Annotated in this window: 24 protein-coding genes and 5 tRNA genes; 18 read left to right on the top strand and 11 right to left on the bottom strand. The window is 30.4% G+C overall.

Translation table 11 applies throughout. The features are described from left to right. Nucleotides 1-17 precede the first annotated feature (17 nt). Nucleotides 18-635 carry a 30S ribosomal protein S4 gene (gene rpsD, locus ACTTBI_RS01900; protein WP_440648935.1) on the top strand — a complete coding sequence of 206 codons (618 nt, stop codon included), beginning with the start codon at nt 18-20 and terminating at the stop codon, nt 633-635. A gap of 9 nt (nt 636-644) precedes the next feature. Here the strand turns inward: rpsD and grxD are convergent, their stop codons facing one another. From grxD to sfsA, 9 genes are read right to left on the bottom strand one after another with little or no spacing between them, the layout of a single operon-like run. Then, nucleotides 645-977, bottom strand: a complete 333-nt coding sequence (gene grxD / locus ACTTBI_RS01905) for a Grx4 family monothiol glutaredoxin (protein ID WP_440652352.1) — start codon at nt 975-977, stop codon at nt 645-647. Next, on the bottom strand, nt 977-1,207 hold the full coding sequence (locus ACTTBI_RS01910) for a BolA/IbaG family iron-sulfur metabolism protein (RefSeq protein ID WP_262589071.1): 231 nt from the start codon (nt 1,205-1,207) through the stop codon (nt 977-979). The genes grxD and ACTTBI_RS01910 overlap by 1 nt, the downstream gene beginning before the upstream one ends. Continuing rightward, nucleotides 1,207-3,399 (bottom strand): phosphoribosylformylglycinamidine synthase subunit PurL, encoded by a 2,193-nt coding sequence (gene purL, locus ACTTBI_RS01915; RefSeq protein WP_440652353.1) that lies wholly within the window; start codon nt 3,397-3,399, stop codon nt 1,207-1,209. The genes ACTTBI_RS01910 and purL overlap by 1 nt, the downstream gene beginning before the upstream one ends. Next, nucleotides 3,396-4,079 carry a phosphoribosylformylglycinamidine synthase I gene (gene purQ, locus ACTTBI_RS01920; RefSeq protein WP_440618325.1) on the bottom strand — a complete coding sequence of 228 codons (684 nt, stop codon included), beginning with the start codon at nt 4,077-4,079 and terminating at the stop codon, nt 3,396-3,398. The genes purL and purQ overlap by 4 nt, the downstream gene beginning before the upstream one ends. Nucleotides 4,080-4,082: 3 nt before the next feature. Beyond that, nucleotides 4,083-4,325 (bottom strand): phosphoribosylformylglycinamidine synthase subunit PurS, encoded by a 243-nt coding sequence (gene purS, locus ACTTBI_RS01925; RefSeq protein WP_262589074.1) that lies wholly within the window; start codon nt 4,323-4,325, stop codon nt 4,083-4,085. Next, a complete protein-coding gene (gene purC, locus ACTTBI_RS01930; RefSeq protein WP_440652354.1) occupies nt 4,322-5,107 on the bottom strand; it encodes a phosphoribosylaminoimidazolesuccinocarboxamide synthase in 786 nt (261 codons plus the stop codon). Before purC ends, purS begins: the two co-directional genes overlap by 4 nt. Then, complete coding sequence (gene purB / locus ACTTBI_RS01935) at nt 5,107-6,399, bottom strand: adenylosuccinate lyase (protein ID WP_440652355.1); 1,293 nt, start codon at nt 6,397-6,399, stop codon at nt 5,107-5,109. Before purB ends, purC begins: the two co-directional genes overlap by 1 nt. Before the next feature lie 3 nt (nt 6,400-6,402). After that, entirely contained in the window at nt 6,403-7,173 is a 771-nt protein-coding gene (gene map / locus ACTTBI_RS01940; RefSeq protein ID WP_440652356.1) for a type I methionyl aminopeptidase, read from the bottom strand. Further along, the gene (gene sfsA / locus ACTTBI_RS01945) at nt 7,166-7,864 is read right to left on the bottom strand and encodes a DNA/RNA nuclease SfsA (RefSeq protein WP_440652357.1); all 699 of its coding nucleotides are present in this window, start codon (nt 7,862-7,864) and stop codon (nt 7,166-7,168) included. Before sfsA ends, map begins: the two co-directional genes overlap by 8 nt. A gap of 20 nt (nt 7,865-7,884) precedes the next feature. Between sfsA and ACTTBI_RS01950 the strand changes: the two genes are divergently transcribed. The 7 genes from ACTTBI_RS01950 (at nt 7,885) to ACTTBI_RS01980 (ending at nt 12,510) form a co-directional block, all read left to right on the top strand. Continuing rightward, nucleotides 7,885-8,634: a competence/damage-inducible protein A gene (locus ACTTBI_RS01950; protein ID WP_440652358.1), complete on the top strand. Its 750-nt coding sequence runs from the start codon at nt 7,885-7,887 to the stop codon at nt 8,632-8,634. After that, nucleotides 8,634-9,035 (top strand): gamma-glutamylcyclotransferase family protein, encoded by a 402-nt coding sequence (locus ACTTBI_RS01955; protein WP_440652359.1) that lies wholly within the window; start codon nt 8,634-8,636, stop codon nt 9,033-9,035. The genes ACTTBI_RS01950 and ACTTBI_RS01955 overlap by 1 nt, the downstream gene beginning before the upstream one ends. A 5-nt stretch (nt 9,036-9,040) precedes the next feature. Next, complete coding sequence (locus ACTTBI_RS01960; protein WP_440652360.1) at nt 9,041-10,333, top strand: NAD(P)H-dependent oxidoreductase; 1,293 nt, start codon at nt 9,041-9,043, stop codon at nt 10,331-10,333. A 257-nt stretch (nt 10,334-10,590) separates the two neighbouring features. Then, a complete protein-coding gene (locus ACTTBI_RS01965) occupies nt 10,591-11,034 on the top strand; it encodes a hypothetical protein (protein WP_440652361.1) in 444 nt (147 codons plus the stop codon). Continuing rightward, nucleotides 11,035-11,526 carry a hypothetical protein gene (locus ACTTBI_RS01970; RefSeq protein ID WP_440652362.1) on the top strand — a complete coding sequence of 164 codons (492 nt, stop codon included), beginning with the start codon at nt 11,035-11,037 and terminating at the stop codon, nt 11,524-11,526. Nucleotides 11,527-11,649: 123 nt separating this feature from the next. Continuing rightward, nucleotides 11,650-11,735 (top strand) — tRNA-Leu (locus ACTTBI_RS01975). A 4-nt stretch (nt 11,736-11,739) separates the two neighbouring features. Continuing rightward, a complete protein-coding gene (locus tag ACTTBI_RS01980; protein WP_440652363.1) occupies nt 11,740-12,510 on the top strand; it encodes an NAD kinase in 771 nt (256 codons plus the stop codon). 152 nt (nt 12,511-12,662) lie between these two features. On the opposite strand, the gene ACTTBI_RS01985 is transcribed toward ACTTBI_RS01980, so the two are convergent. Next, nucleotides 12,663-12,738, bottom strand: a tRNA-Thr gene (locus ACTTBI_RS01985). 33 nt (nt 12,739-12,771) lie between these two features. Next, complete coding sequence (rlmB, locus tag ACTTBI_RS01990) at nt 12,772-13,515, bottom strand: 23S rRNA (guanosine(2251)-2'-O)-methyltransferase RlmB (RefSeq protein ID WP_440633453.1); 744 nt, start codon at nt 13,513-13,515, stop codon at nt 12,772-12,774. Nucleotides 13,516-13,645: 130 nt separating this feature from the next. On the opposite strand from rlmB, the gene ACTTBI_RS01995 reads away from it, so the two are divergent. From ACTTBI_RS01995 to rplL, 10 genes are all read left to right on the top strand, one after another. Then, nucleotides 13,646-13,731 (top strand) — tRNA-Tyr (locus tag ACTTBI_RS01995). 46 nt (nt 13,732-13,777) lie between these two features. Beyond that, nucleotides 13,778-13,851, top strand: a tRNA-Gly gene (locus ACTTBI_RS02000). 47 nt (nt 13,852-13,898) lie between these two features. Then, nucleotides 13,899-15,089, top strand: coding sequence for an elongation factor Tu (tuf, locus tag ACTTBI_RS02005; protein ID WP_262589086.1), 1,191 nt, complete (start codon nt 13,899-13,901; stop codon nt 15,087-15,089). A gap of 10 nt (nt 15,090-15,099) precedes the next feature. Next, nucleotides 15,100-15,175, top strand: a tRNA-Trp gene (locus ACTTBI_RS02010). A gap of 17 nt (nt 15,176-15,192) precedes the next feature. Next, entirely contained in the window at nt 15,193-15,384 is a 192-nt protein-coding gene (gene secE, locus ACTTBI_RS02015) for a preprotein translocase subunit SecE (RefSeq protein WP_262589088.1), read from the top strand. Next, nucleotides 15,384-15,914 (top strand): transcription termination/antitermination protein NusG, encoded by a 531-nt coding sequence (gene nusG / locus ACTTBI_RS02020; RefSeq protein WP_262589089.1) that lies wholly within the window; start codon nt 15,384-15,386, stop codon nt 15,912-15,914. The genes secE and nusG overlap by 1 nt, the downstream gene beginning before the upstream one ends. Beyond that, on the top strand, nt 15,914-16,339 hold the full coding sequence (gene rplK / locus ACTTBI_RS02025) for a 50S ribosomal protein L11 (protein ID WP_262589090.1): 426 nt from the start codon (nt 15,914-15,916) through the stop codon (nt 16,337-16,339). The genes nusG and rplK overlap by 1 nt, the downstream gene beginning before the upstream one ends. Beyond that, nucleotides 16,339-17,028, top strand: a complete 690-nt coding sequence (gene rplA, locus ACTTBI_RS02030) for a 50S ribosomal protein L1 (protein ID WP_440652364.1) — start codon at nt 16,339-16,341, stop codon at nt 17,026-17,028. The genes rplK and rplA overlap by 1 nt, the downstream gene beginning before the upstream one ends. A gap of 5 nt (nt 17,029-17,033) precedes the next feature. Continuing rightward, complete coding sequence (gene rplJ, locus ACTTBI_RS02035) at nt 17,034-17,552, top strand: 50S ribosomal protein L10 (RefSeq protein WP_428081222.1); 519 nt, start codon at nt 17,034-17,036, stop codon at nt 17,550-17,552. A 6-nt stretch (nt 17,553-17,558) separates the two neighbouring features. Next, nucleotides 17,559-17,924, top strand: coding sequence for a 50S ribosomal protein L7/L12 (rplL, locus tag ACTTBI_RS02040; RefSeq protein WP_262589092.1), 366 nt, complete (start codon nt 17,559-17,561; stop codon nt 17,922-17,924). Nucleotides 17,925-17,970: the final 46 nt, after the last annotated feature.

The following is a 17,970-nucleotide window of genomic DNA, read 5'->3' on the forward strand; positions in this document are numbered from 1 at the left end:
ATAAAGCCCACTATTAAATGACAAAAAGATTAAACTCTAAACATAAAGTAGACAGACGATTAAAGGTTAACCTGTGGGGAAGACCAAAAAGTCCTTTTAATACTAGAGCTTATGGACCTGGTCAACATGGTCAAACAAAAACATCTAAGCCTTCAGATTATGGAATTCAGTTACAAGCTAAACAAAAACTAAAAGCTTACTACGGAAATATAAATGAAAAACAATTCAGAAATATATACAAGAAAGCAGTTATGCTTAAGGGTGATACGGGTGAAAATTTAATTGGTCTATTAGAGAGAAGACTAGACGCTATTATTTATAGAGCAAAATTTGCAACAACTATTTTTTCAGCTAGACAATTAATCAATCACGGTCATGTTAGAGTAAATGGCAAGAAAGTTAATATTGGAAGCTATTCAGTAAAAGAAGAGGATACAATTGAAATTAGAGACAAATCCAAACAATTAGCAATCATTGATATTGCTCTTGCAAATAAAGAAAGAGAAACACCAGAATACATCCAAATGGATGAGAAAAATAAAAAATTAAAATTTGTAAGAATTCCTAAATTTGAAGAAGTTCCTTACCCTGTAATAATGGAACCTAATCTTGTAATTGAATATTACTCTAGATAATTTCTAAATTTAATTTTTAAAATTTATACCTTTATCCTCAAGAACTTTTTTAAGTTCTCCGTTTTCGTACATTTCTTTTACGATATCACAACCACCAATAAATTCTTTTTTAATATACAATTGAGGAATTGTTGGCCAATCACTGTAAACTTTAATACCTTCTCTGATGTTTTGATCTTCTAAAACATTTACTCCTTTAAAATTTACTTCAAGAATTTTTAACATGTTTGAAACAGCCATTGAAAAACCACACTGCGGAGCATCTGGAGTTCCTTTCATAAATAAACAAATATCATTGTTGTCTATATGATTTTGAATTATATTTTTTGTATTATCGTCCATTATTGCTCCTTTGTTTTAATTGCTAGGGCATGTAATTCATTTCCCATACGTCCCTTTAGAGAATTATATACCATTTTATGTTGTTCAATTTTACTTTTTCCTGAAAACTGAGAAGAAGTCACAGTCGCTGAATAATGATTTCCATCACCAGCTAAATCTTGAATCTCTACAACAGCATCAGGCATTGCTTCTTTAATTAAACTCTCAATTTCTTTTAAATCCATTGCCATTAGTTACTCATATAATCTGTAAGCCACTTTGTATTTGAACTTGTTAATTCGTCAATTGTAACTTTTGTCTTATCATCAAAATATAGTTCATTTTCACTGATTGTACCAAGTTCGTCAAAATGAACAGCATTTTTATTCAATATATCTGTGACTTTTTTAAAATCTTTTTTACTAACCTCAATAATGTATCGCCCCTGATCTTCACCAAAAAAATATTCCAATTCATTGATTAAATATTTTGGTTTATTTAAATTTATTCCTTTTTTACCTTTGATGCACATTTTGGCTACTGCTGTAATAATTCCACCTAAAGAAACATCATGAGCACTTTTGATTAGATTACTTTCGATAAGTTTCAATAAAGTTTCTCCATTATTTTTCTCATTAAATAAATTTATTTCAGGAGGAGGACCATTTTTTTCATCTAATATATTCCTTGCAAATAAAGTTTGATCTAAATGTCCCTCTGTTTTTCCAATAACTATAACCATACTATCAATCTCTTTAAAATCCATAGTGATCATTTTATTATAATCCTTTATCAAGCCCACACCTCCAATAGCAGGAGTTGGCTTTATACCTTCATCTTTAGTTTGATTGTAAAAAGAAACATTTCCTGAAACTACTGGGAATTTTAAATATTCGCTTGCTTCACCAATTCCTTGAACACATTCAACAAACTCACCCATATTCTCTTCATTTTCAGGGCTTCCAAAATTTAAACAATTAGTAATAGCTATAGGTTTTGCACCAACAGCAATTAAATTTCTAAAACTTTCACAAACAACTTGTTTTCCACCGGTAAGAGGGTGAGCCCAACAATATACAGCAGAACTGTCGACTGAAGCAGCTACGGCTTTATTTGTTCCATGCACTCTCACAACTCCAGCATCTCCACCTGGTTTTTGAATAGTATCCCCCATAACCGTATGATCATACTGCTGCCAAATCCAATCTTTGCTACAAATATTTGGGTTTGCTAAAACTTTTTTCAGAACATCTATAATTTTGAAATTTTTTAAATCTTCTTTTTTAATTTTATTTTTTTTAGGTAGCTTTGCTTTTTTCCATTTACGATTGTACATAGGTGAATTTTCGACCAATGTATTGACTGGGATGTCTGCTACTTTTTCATTGTCAAAGTAAAGTTGTATTTTTTTTGAATTAGTAGTTTTGCCAATTACTGCAAAATCTAAATTCCATTTATCAAATATTTTTTTTGCTTGTTTTTCTTTTCCATTTTCTAAAACAATCAACATTCTTTCTTGGCTTTCAGAGAGCATAATTTCATAAGGTGTCATCTTAGTTTCTCTGCAAGGAACTTTGTTTAGATTTATTTCAATACCAAGATTTCCTTTTGATGCCATTTCTATACTTGATGATGTTAATCCAGCAGCTCCCATATCTTGTATAGCTATAATTGAGTCTCCAGCCATTAATTCTAAACAAGCTTCCAGTAAAAGTTTTTCAGTAAATGGATCTCCAACTTGAACAGTAGGTTTCTTTTCCTCTATTTTGTCATCAAAACTTGCTGAAGCCATGCTAGCTCCATGAATTCCGTCTCTACCTGTTTTTGAACCAACATAAATAACTGGCTTGTTTAAACCAGCTGCTTTTGAGTAAAAAATCTTGTCTTTTTTAACCAAACCCAAGGTCATTGCATTAACCAAGATATTTCCATTATATGAACTATCAAAACTTGTTTGTCCCGCAACAGTTGGAACACCCATACAATTTCCATATCCTCCAATTCCATGAACTACACCTCTTAGCAGATTTTTTGTTTTTCTGTGTTGAGGGGAACCAAAATGAATTGAGTTTAAATTTGCAATAGGTCTAGCACCCATTGTAAATACATCTCTCATAATCCCACCAACGCCAGTTGCTGCACCTTGATAGGGCTCAATAAAAGATGGGTGGTTATGGCTTTCAATTTTAAAAACAATGGCATCATTATCTTCAATATCAATAACACCAGCGTTTTCTCCAGGACCTTGAATAACTTTTTTTCCTTTTGTTGGAAGTTTTTTTAAATGAAGTCTTGAAGATTTATATGAGCAATGTTCATTCCACATTGCAGAAAAAATACCAAGTTCAGTAATATTTGGTGTTCTTTTTAATAATTCACAAATTTTAGCATATTCATCTTTTTTTAAACCATGATCAATAGCTACTTGTTCGTTTACTATCATTTTAAATTATTAATTAAATTATTAAAAAAAATTGAACCATCTTCTCCTGATAAACAATTATCAATCATTCTTTCAGGATGAGGCATCATACCTAAAACATTTTTTTCTTTATTAAAAATACCAGCAATATTTTTAATTGAACCGTTTGGATTGAATTGTTCTTCTATTTTTCCATTTTCATCGCAATAATTTATTGCAACTTGTTCATTATCTTCAATTTCTTTTAATTGATCTTTGGTACAAAAATAATTTCCTTCATTGTGAGCAATATGAAATTCCAAAACATCATTTTTAATATTATTAAAATAATTATTTGTTTTATTATTAATTTTTACGAATACATTTTTGCAAATAAATTCTAAATATTTATTTCTTAATAACACACCGGGAACCAGTCCAGTTTCAACTAATATTTGAAATCCATTACAAATTCCCATTACCATACCACCAGAGTTGGCGAAATTAATGACTGACTTCATAATTTTAGACTTAGATGCCATGCTCCCACACCTTAAATAGTCACCATATGAAAATCCTCCTGGTAATACAATTAAATCACTTTTTGGAAGTTCAGCATCATCATGCCAAACCATTTTATTCTTAAATCCAAATTTTTTTAGAGCAACATCCATATCTCTATCACAATTGGATCCAGGAAAAGTAATGACAGATGATTTCATTAATTACTTTAGATCGATAATTTTATAGTTTTCAATTACAAGATTGGCTAAAAGTTTTTTACACATTTCTTCAACTTTATCTTTAGCTTTTTTTGGATCATTTTCTTTTGTATCAATTTCAAAATATTTACCTTGTCTAACTTCATTAACATCATCAAAGCCCATACCATCTAAAGTTTGATGAATAACTTTACCTTGAGGATCTAGCACATCTTTTTTTAGAGTGATTACTACTGAGATTTTCATTTTTTCTTTCTCTTAACAGATGATAGTTTTGTTACATTCACGGCACTTACATTGGATTGTTCATGCAAAATGCCTAATCTTTTAGCAACTTCTGTGTAGGCTGGGATTAAATCACCTAAATCTTTTCTAAATCTGTCTTTATCAAGTTTTTTATCAGTAATACTGTCCCAAAGTCTGCATGTATCTGGGCTAATCTCATCTGCCAGTATTACTTCTTGCTTCCCATTAGACTTTAATCTTCCAAATTCTAGTTTGAAATCAATCAATTTAATTCCAACTCCTCTAAACATACCAATCATAAAGTCGTTAATTCTCAAAATCATTTTTTTAACTTTATCAATTTCATTTTTAGTAGCCCAATCAAAGGCTATTATATGCTCTTCAGCAATGAGAGGATCACCTAATCTGTCATCTTTTAAGCAGTATTCAATTAATGGTTCTTTTAAAACAGTTCCATCCTCAATACCTAGTCTTTTAGTAATAGATCCTGTTGCAACATTTCTAACAATAAATTCAATTGGAATTATCTCAACTAGTTTTATTATTTGTTCACGCATATTTAATCTTTTTACTAAATGATTTTTAATTCCTATTTGGGATAAGTTTGAAAGAATATGTTCAGATATTCTATTATTTAAAACACCTTTTCCTTCAATTGTAGTTTTTTTTTGATTATTGAATGCCGTCGCATCGTCTTTAAAATATTGAATAACTAAGTTTTTATCATTTGTTGCATAAATGATCTTTGCTTTACCTTCGTATAGTTTTTTTCCTTTTTTCATTATTTAAAAACTCTTCTAAAGATCAAATGCACATTTTTAAAGTGTTTTGCGTAACTAAATATTGATTTAAGCCTTTTTGTTGTAATTTTACTCATAATAAACTTATCGTTAGATATCACATCAAATAAGTTTAGGTTTTCAGCAAAACATTTTTTTGCATACGATTGAACCATTCTGTAAGATTTTTCTCTACTTAAACCAGATTTAGTTAATTCTAGCATAACTTCTTGAGAAAAAATTAGCCCTTTTGTTATATTCAAGTTTTCTAACATTTTTTTAGGATAAACAATCATGTTGTCTAAAATATTTGTTAATCTAACCAATGCAAAGTCTGTTGTAATATTTGCATCAGGACCAATGTTTCTCTCAACACTTGAGTGTGAAATGTCTCTTTCATGCCATAGCGCTATATTTTCTAGAGCTGGTATCACAGCGCTTCTAACCATCCTTGCTAAACCAGTTAAGTTTTCACTTAAAATTGGATTTTTTTTGTGAGGCATTGCAGATGATCCTTTTTGATTTTTCGAAAAATACTCTTGTAATTCATAAACTTCTGTTCTTTGTAAATGCCTTATCTCAATTGCCACTCTCTCAATTGAACCTGCAATAATACCTAAAACTGAAAAATAAAATGCATGTCGATCTCTTGGAATTACTTGTGTTGAAATTGGCTCAACTTTTAAACCTAATTTTTTTGCAACATGTTTTTCTACATTTGGACTTATATTTGCAAAAGTCCCAACCGCTCCTGATATTGCGCACGTTGATACTTCATCTATTGCATCTTTAAGTCTTTTTCTGTTTCTCTTAAATTCCTCATAAAAAGAAGCTAATTTTAATCCAAAAGTAACTGGTTCAGCATGAATTCCATGACTTCTTCCCATACATGGAGTCATTTTGTATTTATTTGCCTGCTTTTTAAGTACTTTTAAAATTTGATCGATATCTTTAAGAATTATTTTTCCAGATTGAACTAATTGAATATTATAACTGGTATCAAGAACATCTGATGAGGTCATCCCTTGATGCAAATATCTTGCTTTAATTCCTGCTTTTTCTGTAACAGAGGTAAGAAAAGCTATAACATCATGTTTAACTTCAGATTCAATTCTATGTATCCTATTTACATTGATGACTGCTTTTTTTCTAACAATTGAAGCTACTCCTCTTGGTATTTTACCAAGTTTTTCCATAGCCTCAGCAGCAGCAACTTCTACATTTAGCCAAATTTTATATTTATTTTCCTCTGACCAAATATCAGTTAATTCTTTTCGAGAGTATCTTTTAATCATTAATTATAAGTATGGAGGCTTTGAATAACCTTTAGCAGATTCTGTAAAGATTTCATAACCATTTTCAGTAATTCCTAACGTATGTTCAAATTGAGCTGATAAAGATTTATCTTTTGTGACAGCAGTCCAACCATCATTTAACATTTTAACATCATATTTACCTGAATTTATCATAGGCTCGATTGTAAAAGTCATTCCAGGTTTTAACTCTGGTCCTGAGTTTTTACTTCCATAATGCAAAATGTTTGGTGGTTCATGAAATGTTGTACTTATACCGTGACCACAAAAATCTCTAACAACAGAGTATCCTTTTTCTTCAACAAATGATTGAATTTCATAACCAATATCACCTAATTTAATTCCTGGTTTTAAAATTCGAATTGCTCTCATCATAGATTCGTAAGTAGCGTCTATAAGATTATTCAATTTAATTGGTGTCTTACCAATACAAAACATTCTACTGGTATCACCATAATGTTCATCTACAATTGCTGTAACATCAACATTAACCGCATCACCATCTCTTAAAATTCTATCGGAAGGAATTCCATGACACACAACATGATTTAAAGAAGTACATAAAGATTTTGTAAAACCTCTATAGTAGAGTGGAGCAGAGTGACCTCCATTATCTCTTATAAACTCATATCCTAATTTATCTATATAGTCTGTAGAGACACCTTCCTTAATGTTATCAGTTAACATATCAAGTGTCCTTGCTGCTAAATCACCAGCAACTCTCATTTTTTCAAATTTTTCTTTATAATCACTCATCTAAAATTTTAAGTTTTTTATCTATAATAATTTTTTTTGAACTTATATCACATCTATAAGCTAGAAAATTTACACCAGCTTTTTTAGCTTTTTTATAATTTTCATAATATTCTTCATCGATATCTTTAGCTATTTTAAAATATTTCATATTTTGAATTTGAACTAAAAATATTAGATAACCTTTATAGCCTTTATTTATGGCATCAATAAGAGTTAATAAATGCTTAGATCCTCTTGAAGTAATGGCATCTGGAAATTCAGCAGTTTCTTTATCTCTAAATAACGTAACGTTCTTGACCTCTACAAAGCTTTTTTTATTTTTTTTTTCTAGTAAAAAATCAAATCTAGTTTCCTTATTAAAGAATACCTCTGGTTTTATTTTATAGTTATTTTTTAATTCTTTGATCAAATTATTTTTGATAGCATGATTTACTATCTTGTTGGCCATATGAGTATTGACACCAACTAAATTTTTTCTTGATTTAATTATTTCAAGTCCAAACTTTAGTTTTCTCTTAGGATCATTATTTGGTAGCAAATAAACTTCATTACCTTCATCTAATAAGCCTTTCATAGAACCTGTGTTAGGACAATGAGCTGTGATAATTTCTTTACCAAGTTTTACGTCGGTAAAAAACCTTTTGTAACGTTTGATTAGTTTGCCTTTTATTAAAGACTTGTTAAATTCCATTGCTAAATTATATATTTCATATGGATAAAAAAGCAAAATTTAAAGCTTCAATTTTAATTATTGGTAATGAAATTTTATCTGGAAGAACACAAGATACCAATACTTCAACATTAGCAACTTGGTTAAATTCTATAGGGGTAAAAGTTGAGGAAGTTAGAGTAATTCCTGATGTAGAAAACACTATAGTTGAAACACTAAATTTACTTAGATCAAAATATGATTATGTTTTCACAACTGGTGGTATAGGTCCTACTCACGATGATATAACAGCTCAATCGGTTTCAAAAGCATTTGGAATAAAATATGAAGTTCACAAAGAAGCTTTCAAAATTCTAGAAGAATATTATCAACCGGGAGAATTTAACAAGGGAAGACAGAAAATGGCATGGATGCCTGAAAATGCAAATCTCATTTTAAATCCAACAAGTGGTGCTCCAGGATTTAATATTGAGAATGTTTACTCACTACCAGGAGTTCCTTCTATATTAAAATCTATGTTAGGTGGATTAACAAATAATATAGTTGGTGGTGAACCAATCAAAAGCTTAACTATAAGTTTAAGAACAGTTGAAAGTGAAATAGCAAGTTCACTAACAAAAGTACAAAATAATAATTTGGATGTAGAGATTGGCAGTTATCCATTTTTTCATGCTGGTAAGCTTGGTGTATCGATAGTTATTAGATCAGAAGATCAAAATAAAATTGATGATTGTAATTCGCAGATTTTAAAATTTGTAAATGAAAAAAAAATTGAGGTAGTTGAGCGCTAATGTTGTATTTTGCTTACGGTAGCAATCTTCATCATTTTCAAATGAAACGAAGATGTAAAGACAGTGTTTTTTTAAAAAAAATAAACTTAAAAGATTTTAAATTAACATTTAGAAGTAAATACAGAGCAGCAGATATAGAGCCAAAAAAAAATTCGATCGTACCAGGTGGATTATTTGAAATATCAAAAAGTGATGAGAAAAAGTTGGATGTTTATGAGGATTTTCCAATTTTATATAAAAAATACTATTTCTATTATTATGGAAAAAAAGTCATGACTTATACAATGGTCAAGAAATCTCCTTTTAAATTTCCTACAGAAAGATATCTAAACATAGTTAAAAGAGGATATAAAGATTGCAAGTTAGATAAAAAATTTCTCACAAAAGCTTTACAATTTTAATTGAAATGTTTTTACACACAAAATTAGAGGATCGAAAACATCCAATAAGTGTAGCTTTTATTGGATGTGGGAAATTTGTAAGTATGTTTTTATCTCAATATTCTAACTTAAATAAAATTAAAATTGATAGCATAGTTGACCTCAATATTGATCAAGCAAAAAAAAATTGTTTAAAAAGCGGAGTAAGTGAAGAAGAGGTATCTAAAATTAATTTTACAACCTCTCTTGATCAAATTATTGATAGAAATATTGAAATCTTTATTGAAGCAACAGGAAACCCTATTGTAGGTACTGTCCATGCAACAAAGATTTTAAAAGAAAAGAAACATTTGATTTTAGTTAATGTAGAAGCAGATATCACATGTGGAAAATATTTATCAGATTTAGCTAAAGAAAATGGAGTTATTTGTTCAATGGCATATGGTGACCAACCTTCGTTAATTCTAGAACAAATTGAATGGGCTAGACTTAATGGTTTTGAAGTTATTTGTGCTGGAAAAGGAACAAAATACCATCCAAGTTTTGAATATTCCACGCCCGATACAGTTTGGGGTCATTATGGTTTAACTAAAGAAAGAGCAGAGAGTGAGTCAGGAATGAATCCTAAAATGTTCAATAGTTTTTTATGTGGTGATAAATCTGCAATTGAAATGTGCGCAGTAAGCAATGCTGCAAATCTTAAATGTCCTTCCAACGGATTAACTTTTCCTCCAGTTGGGGTTTATGATATAGCAAAAAAATTAATACCAAAAAAAGATGGTGGATTAATTGATTTTGAAGGTCAAGTTGAAGTTATATCAAGTATTGATCTAAATAAAAAAGATATTCCTAATGACTTGAGGTGGGGCGTATACATTGTAATTAAAGCTCAAAATGAATATGTAAAAAATTGTTTTAAAGATTATGGAATGGTCACAGATTCCTCTGGAAACTACTCGGCAATATGGAGACCTTATCATTATATTGGTTTAGAACTTGCTCAGTCGATATATTCTATAGCGCTTGATAATAGAGCAACAGGTTATACAAAAAAATATAATGCAGATGTTGCAAGTGTTGCAAAAAAAGATTTAAAAGTTGGTGAAAAGCTCGATGGGGAAGGAGGGTTTTGTGCAAGAGGTAAATTAATTACATCTCAAAATTCAAAAAATGAAATGATTTTACCACTTGGTTTAACAGATAATGCAATATTGAAAAAAAATATCAACAAAGATGAAATAATAAAAATTGGTGATGTTGAGCTTAATTTGCCAAAAGAGGTAATAGAAGCTAGAGATTACCAATACAATTTAATATAGTTGAGTTATAAATAATTGTGGATATAACAGTGAAATTCATTAATGCCCTCGTGGTGAAATTGGTAGACACAAAGGACTTAAAAGCCAAGGGATTCACAGACGAGTCAGTCCATAGTAGTCCAAGGTAGTCTAAAACATCCTATAAAATCACATAACTTTAATTTAGCTTTCAATAAATATTAAAGAATAAGGCTTAATTAATTTGTGTATACTTGTACAAAACTTGTACATGGAGAGATAAAAAATTATAACTAGCAATGAAATTTATTATTAAGTTTTTAATATTTATTCTTTTCATATCACCATCTTTTGCAGAAGATACATTTCCTGAAAATAATCCTAATCACACAATACAAATTTGTAAAGATGCTTCTACTAAAAGAGGTGTTTTGGATGAAAAAAAATTTGGATGGTGTATTGATGACAAAAATAAAGGTTATGAATTAGCTGAAGTAATTTATAATGAATTTAAATCTGAACCTTATTTTAATGAAGTGATTACTTATGTTTTAAGCGAAACCACAAAAAGAGGCAATATAGACTATCAGCACTTTTATTATGAATTAGAAAAACAAAAAGAAGCAATTTTAGATTTAAAATATTTGATTAAGGAAAAAAAAGTTAATGAAAGCCAGGTTAATAAGTGCTCTAAAGAGGAGTTTCCTAATATTTGGGCAATTGTTTATTGCTTAGAGGGTTAAATGAATTTAACAAATAACTTAAAATTTACTTTTTATTATTTAATTTTATTTATATTTACGACTTCTGTTTATGCTGAAAATACTCAAAAAATTTTTTTAGACTCACTTTTTAAAACTAAATCAAAAAAAGAAATATCTGACATATCAAAAAATATTAAATTTTATGATAACCTTATTCAATTATTCCCCTCTAATATCGATGCTTTAGAAGAAAAAAAATTAAATGAACTCAATGGACTTATGATTTCTATAAATGAGGTGCAAATTTTTGCTATGGACGATAGTCAATATGTAAACACAAACATAATTAGAATTGCTAGCGATACAAGCGTAAAAATGTGGCAATTAACTTGTAAACTTCACGGAGAACAAGCGACAAATTTCTTAAAATTAGCTAAAGGAAAATCTGTAGTTGTTATTAAATTGACTGGTAAAGTTTTAAAGTATCGTAGATCATCGGGAATGTTGTTAGATAACTGTAAGTTTGAATAAAAATAGGATATTATAGGATAACTTGTACAAGACTTGTACATGAGAAGATAAAATAAAAAAATTTTACTTATTATCCTTGTTCAATTATAAATATTAGCATAAACACTCATGAAATTCATTAATGCCCTCGTGGTGAAATTGGTAGACACAAAGGACTTAAAATCCTTGCCGCTTGCGGAGTGCCAGTTCGAGTCTGGCCGAGGGCACCATTAAATGAATAAACTACAAATTATTTCTGATAAAAATAATAAATCCTTAAATATAAAAAATATTTTATTAAAAAAAATTAGTTCTAATAATTTTCAAAATAAAAATTTAACTATTGTTATTGGAGGTGATGGTTTTATGCTCCAAACTCTTAAAAGAAACAAAAATTCTAATAAATTTTTCTATGGAATTAACTCTGGAAACTACGGTTTTCTAATGAATAAATTTTCCTCAAAAGATATAATAAAAAACCTTTCCAAAGCAAATATGGTTTCAATTTCTCCTTTAGAGATGATTGTAAGAAATAAAAATAATCAAATCAAAAAATCTATTGCTATTAATGAAGTTTCGGTTTTAAGACAGAGCAGACAAGCAGCTTCGTTATCAATTAAACAAGGTTCTAGGCAAATTATAAAAAAATTAGTTTCTGATGGAGTTTTGGTGTCTACACCTGCTGGAAGCACTGCTTACAATTTATCTGTTCATGGACCTATATTAAGTCTTCATTCAAAAAAATTATCCATATCTCCAATTAGCGCATTTAGACCAAGAAGGTGGAAGGGTAAAATAGTTAATGATAAATCTAAAATTGTTATCACAAATCTCAATCCATCTAAGAGACCCATTAGTGCAGTTGCAGATAATTTGGAAGTAAGAAATGCAAAATCTATTACTGTTAAAATAAATAATAAAATTAAGTTTAATCTTCTCTATGATAAAAATAGAAGTCTACAAAAAAAAATTAAAATTGAACAAATAAGAAAAGAAACAAGTTAGATTTAATGAATAAATTTAATCCAATTATAATAGTTGCTTTAGTTATATTTGTAGGATTTTTTGCATTTAAATTAATGTCATTCTTCGGTTGCTATGTTCGTATCGAGAATTTTGATAAGTGTTTGAAGTTAACTGCTTGGTAAAGAAAAAAGTGGTGCCCCCGCACGGATTCGAACCGCGGACCTATTGATTACAAATCAATTGCTCTACCAACTGAGCTACAAGGGCATGCGCAATAATTATTAATTATTTGATAAATAATCAACTCTTTTTTTTTAAATAACTTAAATGATGAAACACTATTGCTGCACTATTTGATATATTCAAACTTTCTATTTCTTCATTGATGTCAATTTTGACAAAAAAGTCTGCATATTTTCCAGTGTGTTGCCTCATTCCAAATCCTTCTGATCCAAAAAGTAAAATATTATTTCCCTCCCATTTGACATCAGTAAAATCTTTTTGGCCCTTTGAATCAAAACCATAAACCCAAAAATTTTTTTCTCTTAAATTTTTTAAAGTAGAATTAATATTTGAAACTTCAAAAATATTTACATGCTCCATACATCCACTCGCTGATTTATACATTAGTTTACTATCCTTTGGAAAATGTCTCTCTTTAATAATTACACCATCAATTTTAAAAGATGCTGCACTTCTAATGAGTGAACCTATATTTCTTGGATCAGTAACTTCATCCAAACATACAAAGGTTAAATTATTTTTTTCTTTAATAAATTCCTTTAATTCTGGTTGATCTAAATGTTCAATCTCAGCAACATATCCATTATGCATTAATTGTTCTTTTGATGAGTATTTGTCTAACTCTTTTTTTGATTTAAAATAGACTTTTACCTCTTCAAGAAGATTTGTATTTGGATTTTTTCTATGAATATTTTTTTTAGCATCCTCTGTTAAAAACACTCTTAAAACTTTCCTATTTGGATTACGCAATGCTTCCATTACCGCATGTTGACCAACAATAAAAAAAGATGATTTATTCATAAAATTATGATGTGTTTTACACGTTTTTTAATAGTTTTTCTTAATAAATCACGTGTTGCATTTGGATAAATAAAATATATAAAACGCATGTTATTTGAAGCTATATTGAACAAGGGGACACTTCCCCAAAGGAGGGGTTCCAGAGCGGTCAAATGGGGCGGGCTGTAAACCCGTTGACTTCGGTCTTCGAAAGTTCGAATCTTTCCCCCTCCACCATTTAATATAATTTTAAATAACAATGGAGTGTTACTCTTGGGGTTGTGCGGGTGTAGTTCAATGGTAGAACGCTAGCCTTCCAAGCTGGATGTAAGGGTTCGATTCCCTTTACCCGCTCCAAGAAATTAAAGTAAGAAACAAAAAAAAAAAACTGAGGTTAAAAAGAAATGTCAAAAGAAAAATTCGTACGAAGTAAACCCCACTGTAACATTGGGACTATTGGTCATGTCGACCATGGTAAAACAACTCTTACTGCAGCTATAACAAATGTATTAGCTGAAGCTGGTGGTGGAACAGCTGTAGCATACGATCAAATCGATAAAGCTCCAGAGGAAAAAGAAAGAGGAATTACAATTTCAACAGCACACGTTGAATATGAAACTGAGAAAAGACACTATGCTCACGTAGACTGCCCTGGTCACGCTGACTATGTAAAAAATATGATTACTGGTGCTGCACAAATGGATGGAGCAATATTAGTTGTTAATGCAGCTGATGGTCCTATGCCACAAACAAGAGAACATATTCTTTTAGGAAGACAAGTTGGTATTCCAGCAATTGTTGTTTACTTAAATAAAGTAGACCAAGTTGATGATAAAGATATGATTGAACTTGTAGAAGAAGAAATTAGAGAACTTTTAACTTCATACAAATATCCTGGAGATACAACTCCAATCGTTAAAGGTTCGGCTTTAGCAGCAGTTGAAAAAAGAGATGATGAAATTGGAAAAAATTCAATTTTAGAATTAATGAAAGCTGTTGATGAACATATTCCACAACCAGCTAGAGAAGTTGACAAACCATTCTTGATGCCAGTTGAGGACGTATTTTCAATTTCAGGAAGAGGAACAGTTGCAACTGGAAGAGTAGAATCTGGTGTAATTAAAACTGGTGAGGAAGTTGAAATCGTTGGAATTAAAGAAACAAAAAAATCAGTCTGTACTGGAGTAGAAATGTTTAGAAAACTTTTAGACTCTGGTGAAGCTGGTGATAACGTAGGAATTTTATTGAGAGGTATTGAAAGAACTGACATTGAAAGAGGTCAAGTTCTTTGTAAGCCTGGATCAATAACTCCTCATACTAAATTTGAAGCTCAAGCCTATATTCTTAAAAAGGACGAGGGTGGAAGACACACTCCTTTCTTTACAAAATATAGACCTCAGTTTTATTTTAGAACAACAGACGTTACAGGAGAAGTAGAATTACCGGCAGGTACTGAAATGGTTATGCCAGGTGATGATGCTAAATTCACTGTTAAACTGATTACACCTATTGCAATGGCAGAAAAATTAAACTTTGCTATTAGAGAAGGTGGTAGAACTGTTGGAGCAGGAGTAGTAACTAAAATTATAGAGTAACTCTATAAATAGGAGTGTAGCTCAATTGGTAGAGCGCCGGTCTCCAAAACCGGAGGCTGAGGGTTCGAGTCCCTCCGCTCCTGCCAATTTGAGCTAAAGAATTATGAAGAACCCGATTAAATTTATTCAGGAAGTAAAACAAGAGGCTTTCAAAGTTACTTGGCCTACTTGGAAAGAAACTTTGCAAGGTGCTTTAATGGTATTCGTTATGGCTGTTGTAATGTCTTTATTCTTCCTTTTATTAGATCAGGTTCTTAAATTCTTCTTAGAATTATTGTTAAAGGTGAGTATTTAATGAAAAATTGGTACATTGTTCAATCACACTCCAGTTTTGAAAATAAAGTTGCTTCTTTAATTAAAGAAGAAGCAGATAAGGCTAAAATAAGTGAGAAATTCGAAGAAATTATAGTTCCAACTCACGATGTTACTGAAGTTAAAAGAGGAAAGAGAATTCAAAGAAAAAAGAAATATTTTCCTGGATACGTACTAATTAAGAGTGAAATGGATAACAATATTTATCATATGATCAAAGGAATAAAGAGAGTTAGTGGTTTCCTTGGATCAAAAGGCATCCCAGTACCTGTTTCTGATAAAGAAGTTGAGAAAATTTTAGGTCAAATTAAAGATGGTGTGGCTCAGCCAAAATCTGGTATAGATTACAGCGTTGGTGAAAAAGTTCAGGTTGTTGATGGTCCATTTGCATCATTTAATGGAATGATTGAAGAAATTGATGAAGAAAAAGCTAGACTTAAGGTGTCAGTTTCTATATTTGGTCGTCCAACACCGGTAGATTTAGAATATAACCAAGTTGAGAAAGTAAGTTAATGGCAAAAGAAATAAGTGGATTTATAAAGTTACAAATTAAAGGTGGACAAGCTAATCCTGCTCCTCCTGTTGGTCCTGCTTTAGGTCAACGTGGTGTGAATATAATGGAATTTTGTAAAGCGTTTAACGACAAAACAAAATCTATGGCTGGAAAACCTGTTCCAGTTGAAATTACTGTTTATAAAGATAAAAAATTTGATTTTAAAATTAAATCACCACCAGCATCCTTTTATATTAAAGAAGCTGTTAAATTAAAAGGTGGATCAAAAGAACCAGGAAGGAATATTGTAGCTTCAATTTCTAAAAAACAATTAGAAGATATTGCTAAAGAAAAAATGAACGATTTAAATGCTCACGATATAAATGAAGCAGTAAAAATTATTGCAGGTTCAGCTAGATCAATGGGTATAGAGGTGAAGGAATAATGGCTTCAAAAAGATATAAAAAATTGCCTGAAAATACTAAAGACTTAAATGCAGAATCTATAGAAAAATTATTACCTGAGCTGAAAAAAAACTGCACAACAAAATTTGATGAGTCTTTAGATTTAAGTTTTCAAATAAATAACAAACAAAAGAAAAGTGAAGTCAACATTAGAACTGTAGTAAATCTTCCAGGAGGAACAGGTAAGAAAGTAAAAGTTGCTGTTGTTTGTGAAGACTCTAAAGCAAAAGAAGCAAAAGACGCAGGCGCTGATATTGTTGGTGGAGATGAATTTGTTGAACAAATAAAAGGTGGAGATTTAAATTTTGAAAAATTGATTTGTACACCGGGAATGATGATTAAACTTTCGAAATTAGGAAAAGTTTTAGGTCCGAAAGGATTAATGCCAAATCCAAAACTTGGTTCAGTATCTGAAAATATTAAACAAGCAGTTACTGATGCAAAATCAGGACAAGTTGAAATTAGAAATGATAAAGAGGGAAACATTGGAGTAAGTATTGGAAAAAAATCATTCAGTGATGATCAATTATTGAAAAATTATAATGCAATAATAGATGCGCTAGAAAAAGAAAAAACTAACAACACACTCAAAGGTGATTTAATAAAAGGTGTTTTTGCAACTTCTACTATGGGTGTTTCTTACAAAGTTAAATTAGGTAAATCGATATAGTTATGATGAACAAAGAACAAAAAAAAAATTATATTGAAGAAATGACTTCTAAATTTGAGAGTAGTAAAGCTGTGATGGTTACACACTATCAAGGCTTAACAATGACTCAATTAGATGATTTAAGAGCAAAAATGAGAGAGCATGGTATCGTCTTTAAGATCACTAAAAACAGAATCACAAAATTAGCATTAGAAAAAACTAAGTGTAAAGATTTATCCAATCTTTTCACAGGTCCAACAGCAGTTGCATTTGGTGAAGATGCAATAATGTCTGCAAGAATATTGTCTAAATTTGCTAAAGATAATGAGAATCTTAAATTAATTGGTGGAATAATGGATGATGAGGTTTTGGATCAAGCCGGTGTCCAAAATGTTGCTAGTTTACCTACACTAGATGAAGCAAGAGCCAATATTGTAGGTATTTTAAACGCTCCAGCCTCAAAATTAATTAGTATTTTGCTTGCACATTCGGAAAAAATGAGTAGTTTGTCCGCAGAAAATTCTGAAACACAACCCAAAGAGTAGAAAAATATGCCTGACCTAAATAAAATTATTGAAGACTTATCAAGTTTGACTGTAGCTGAAGCAGCCGAGCTTTCAAAACAGTTAGAAGAAAAGTGGGGTGTAACTCCAATGGCAGCAGCAGCTCCAGCAGCAGCAGGTGGTGCAGCTCCAGCAGAAGAAAAAGATGATTTCACTATCATGTTAGTTTCTGCAGGTGATAAAAAAATTAATGTTATTAAAGAAGTAAGAGCAGCTACTTCATTAGGTTTAAAAGAAGCAAAAGATCTTGTAGAGGGAGCACCAAAAGAAGTTAAATCTGGTGTTAACAAAAAAGATGCCGAAGAGATCAAAGCTAAGTTAGAAGCTGCTGGCGCAAAAGTAGAACTTAAATAAATTAATTAGAAAGAATTCAAATACTGATTATTTTTAATCAGTATTA

The organism is Candidatus Pelagibacter sp. HIMB1542 (assembly GCF_052047835.1).
Lineage (GTDB): Bacteria > Pseudomonadota > Alphaproteobacteria > Pelagibacterales > Pelagibacteraceae > Pelagibacter.

Coding starts and splice junctions, on each gene's coding strand:
- ACTTBI_RS01955 (WP_440652359.1), top strand. CDS start 8,634: ATGTTGTATTTTGCTTACGGTAGCAATCTTCATCATTTTCAAATGAAA.
- ACTTBI_RS01910 (WP_262589071.1), bottom strand. CDS start 1,207: ATGGCAATGGATTTAAAAGAAATTGAGAGTTTAATTAAAGAAGCAATG.
- rlmB (WP_440633453.1), bottom strand. CDS start 13,515: ATGAATAAATCATCTTTTTTTATTGTTGGTCAACATGCGGTAATGGAA.
- rplK (WP_262589090.1), top strand. CDS start 15,914: ATGGCAAAAGAAATAAGTGGATTTATAAAGTTACAAATTAAAGGTGGA.
- ACTTBI_RS01980 (WP_440652363.1), top strand. CDS start 11,740: ATGAATAAACTACAAATTATTTCTGATAAAAATAATAAATCCTTAAAT.
- tuf (WP_262589086.1), top strand. CDS start 13,899: ATGTCAAAAGAAAAATTCGTACGAAGTAAACCCCACTGTAACATTGGG.
- rpsD (WP_440648935.1), top strand. CDS start 18: ATGACAAAAAGATTAAACTCTAAACATAAAGTAGACAGACGATTAAAG.
- rplL (WP_262589092.1), top strand. CDS start 17,559: ATGCCTGACCTAAATAAAATTATTGAAGACTTATCAAGTTTGACTGTA.
- ACTTBI_RS01965 (WP_440652361.1), top strand. CDS start 10,591: ATGAAATTTATTATTAAGTTTTTAATATTTATTCTTTTCATATCACCA.
- purQ (WP_440618325.1), bottom strand. CDS start 4,079: ATGAAATCATCTGTCATTACTTTTCCTGGATCCAATTGTGATAGAGAT.
- purB (WP_440652355.1), bottom strand. CDS start 6,399: ATGATTAAAAGATACTCTCGAAAAGAATTAACTGATATTTGGTCAGAG.
- ACTTBI_RS01960 (WP_440652360.1), top strand. CDS start 9,041: ATGTTTTTACACACAAAATTAGAGGATCGAAAACATCCAATAAGTGTA.
- ACTTBI_RS01950 (WP_440652358.1), top strand. CDS start 7,885: ATGGATAAAAAAGCAAAATTTAAAGCTTCAATTTTAATTATTGGTAAT.
- purS (WP_262589074.1), bottom strand. CDS start 4,325: ATGAAAATCTCAGTAGTAATCACTCTAAAAAAAGATGTGCTAGATCCT.
- ACTTBI_RS01970 (WP_440652362.1), top strand. CDS start 11,035: ATGAATTTAACAAATAACTTAAAATTTACTTTTTATTATTTAATTTTA.
- map (WP_440652356.1), bottom strand. CDS start 7,173: ATGAGTGATTATAAAGAAAAATTTGAAAAAATGAGAGTTGCTGGTGAT.
- grxD (WP_440652352.1), bottom strand. CDS start 977: ATGGACGATAATACAAAAAATATAATTCAAAATCATATAGACAACAAT.
- purC (WP_440652354.1), bottom strand. CDS start 5,107: ATGAAAAAAGGAAAAAAACTATACGAAGGTAAAGCAAAGATCATTTAT.
- nusG (WP_262589089.1), top strand. CDS start 15,384: ATGAAAAATTGGTACATTGTTCAATCACACTCCAGTTTTGAAAATAAA.
- rplJ (WP_428081222.1), top strand. CDS start 17,034: ATGAACAAAGAACAAAAAAAAAATTATATTGAAGAAATGACTTCTAAA.
- purL (WP_440652353.1), bottom strand. CDS start 3,399: ATGATAGTAAACGAACAAGTAGCTATTGATCATGGTTTAAAAAAAGAT.
- sfsA (WP_440652357.1), bottom strand. CDS start 7,864: ATGGAATTTAACAAGTCTTTAATAAAAGGCAAACTAATCAAACGTTAC.
- rplA (WP_440652364.1), top strand. CDS start 16,339: ATGGCTTCAAAAAGATATAAAAAATTGCCTGAAAATACTAAAGACTTA.
- secE (WP_262589088.1), top strand. CDS start 15,193: ATGAAGAACCCGATTAAATTTATTCAGGAAGTAAAACAAGAGGCTTTC.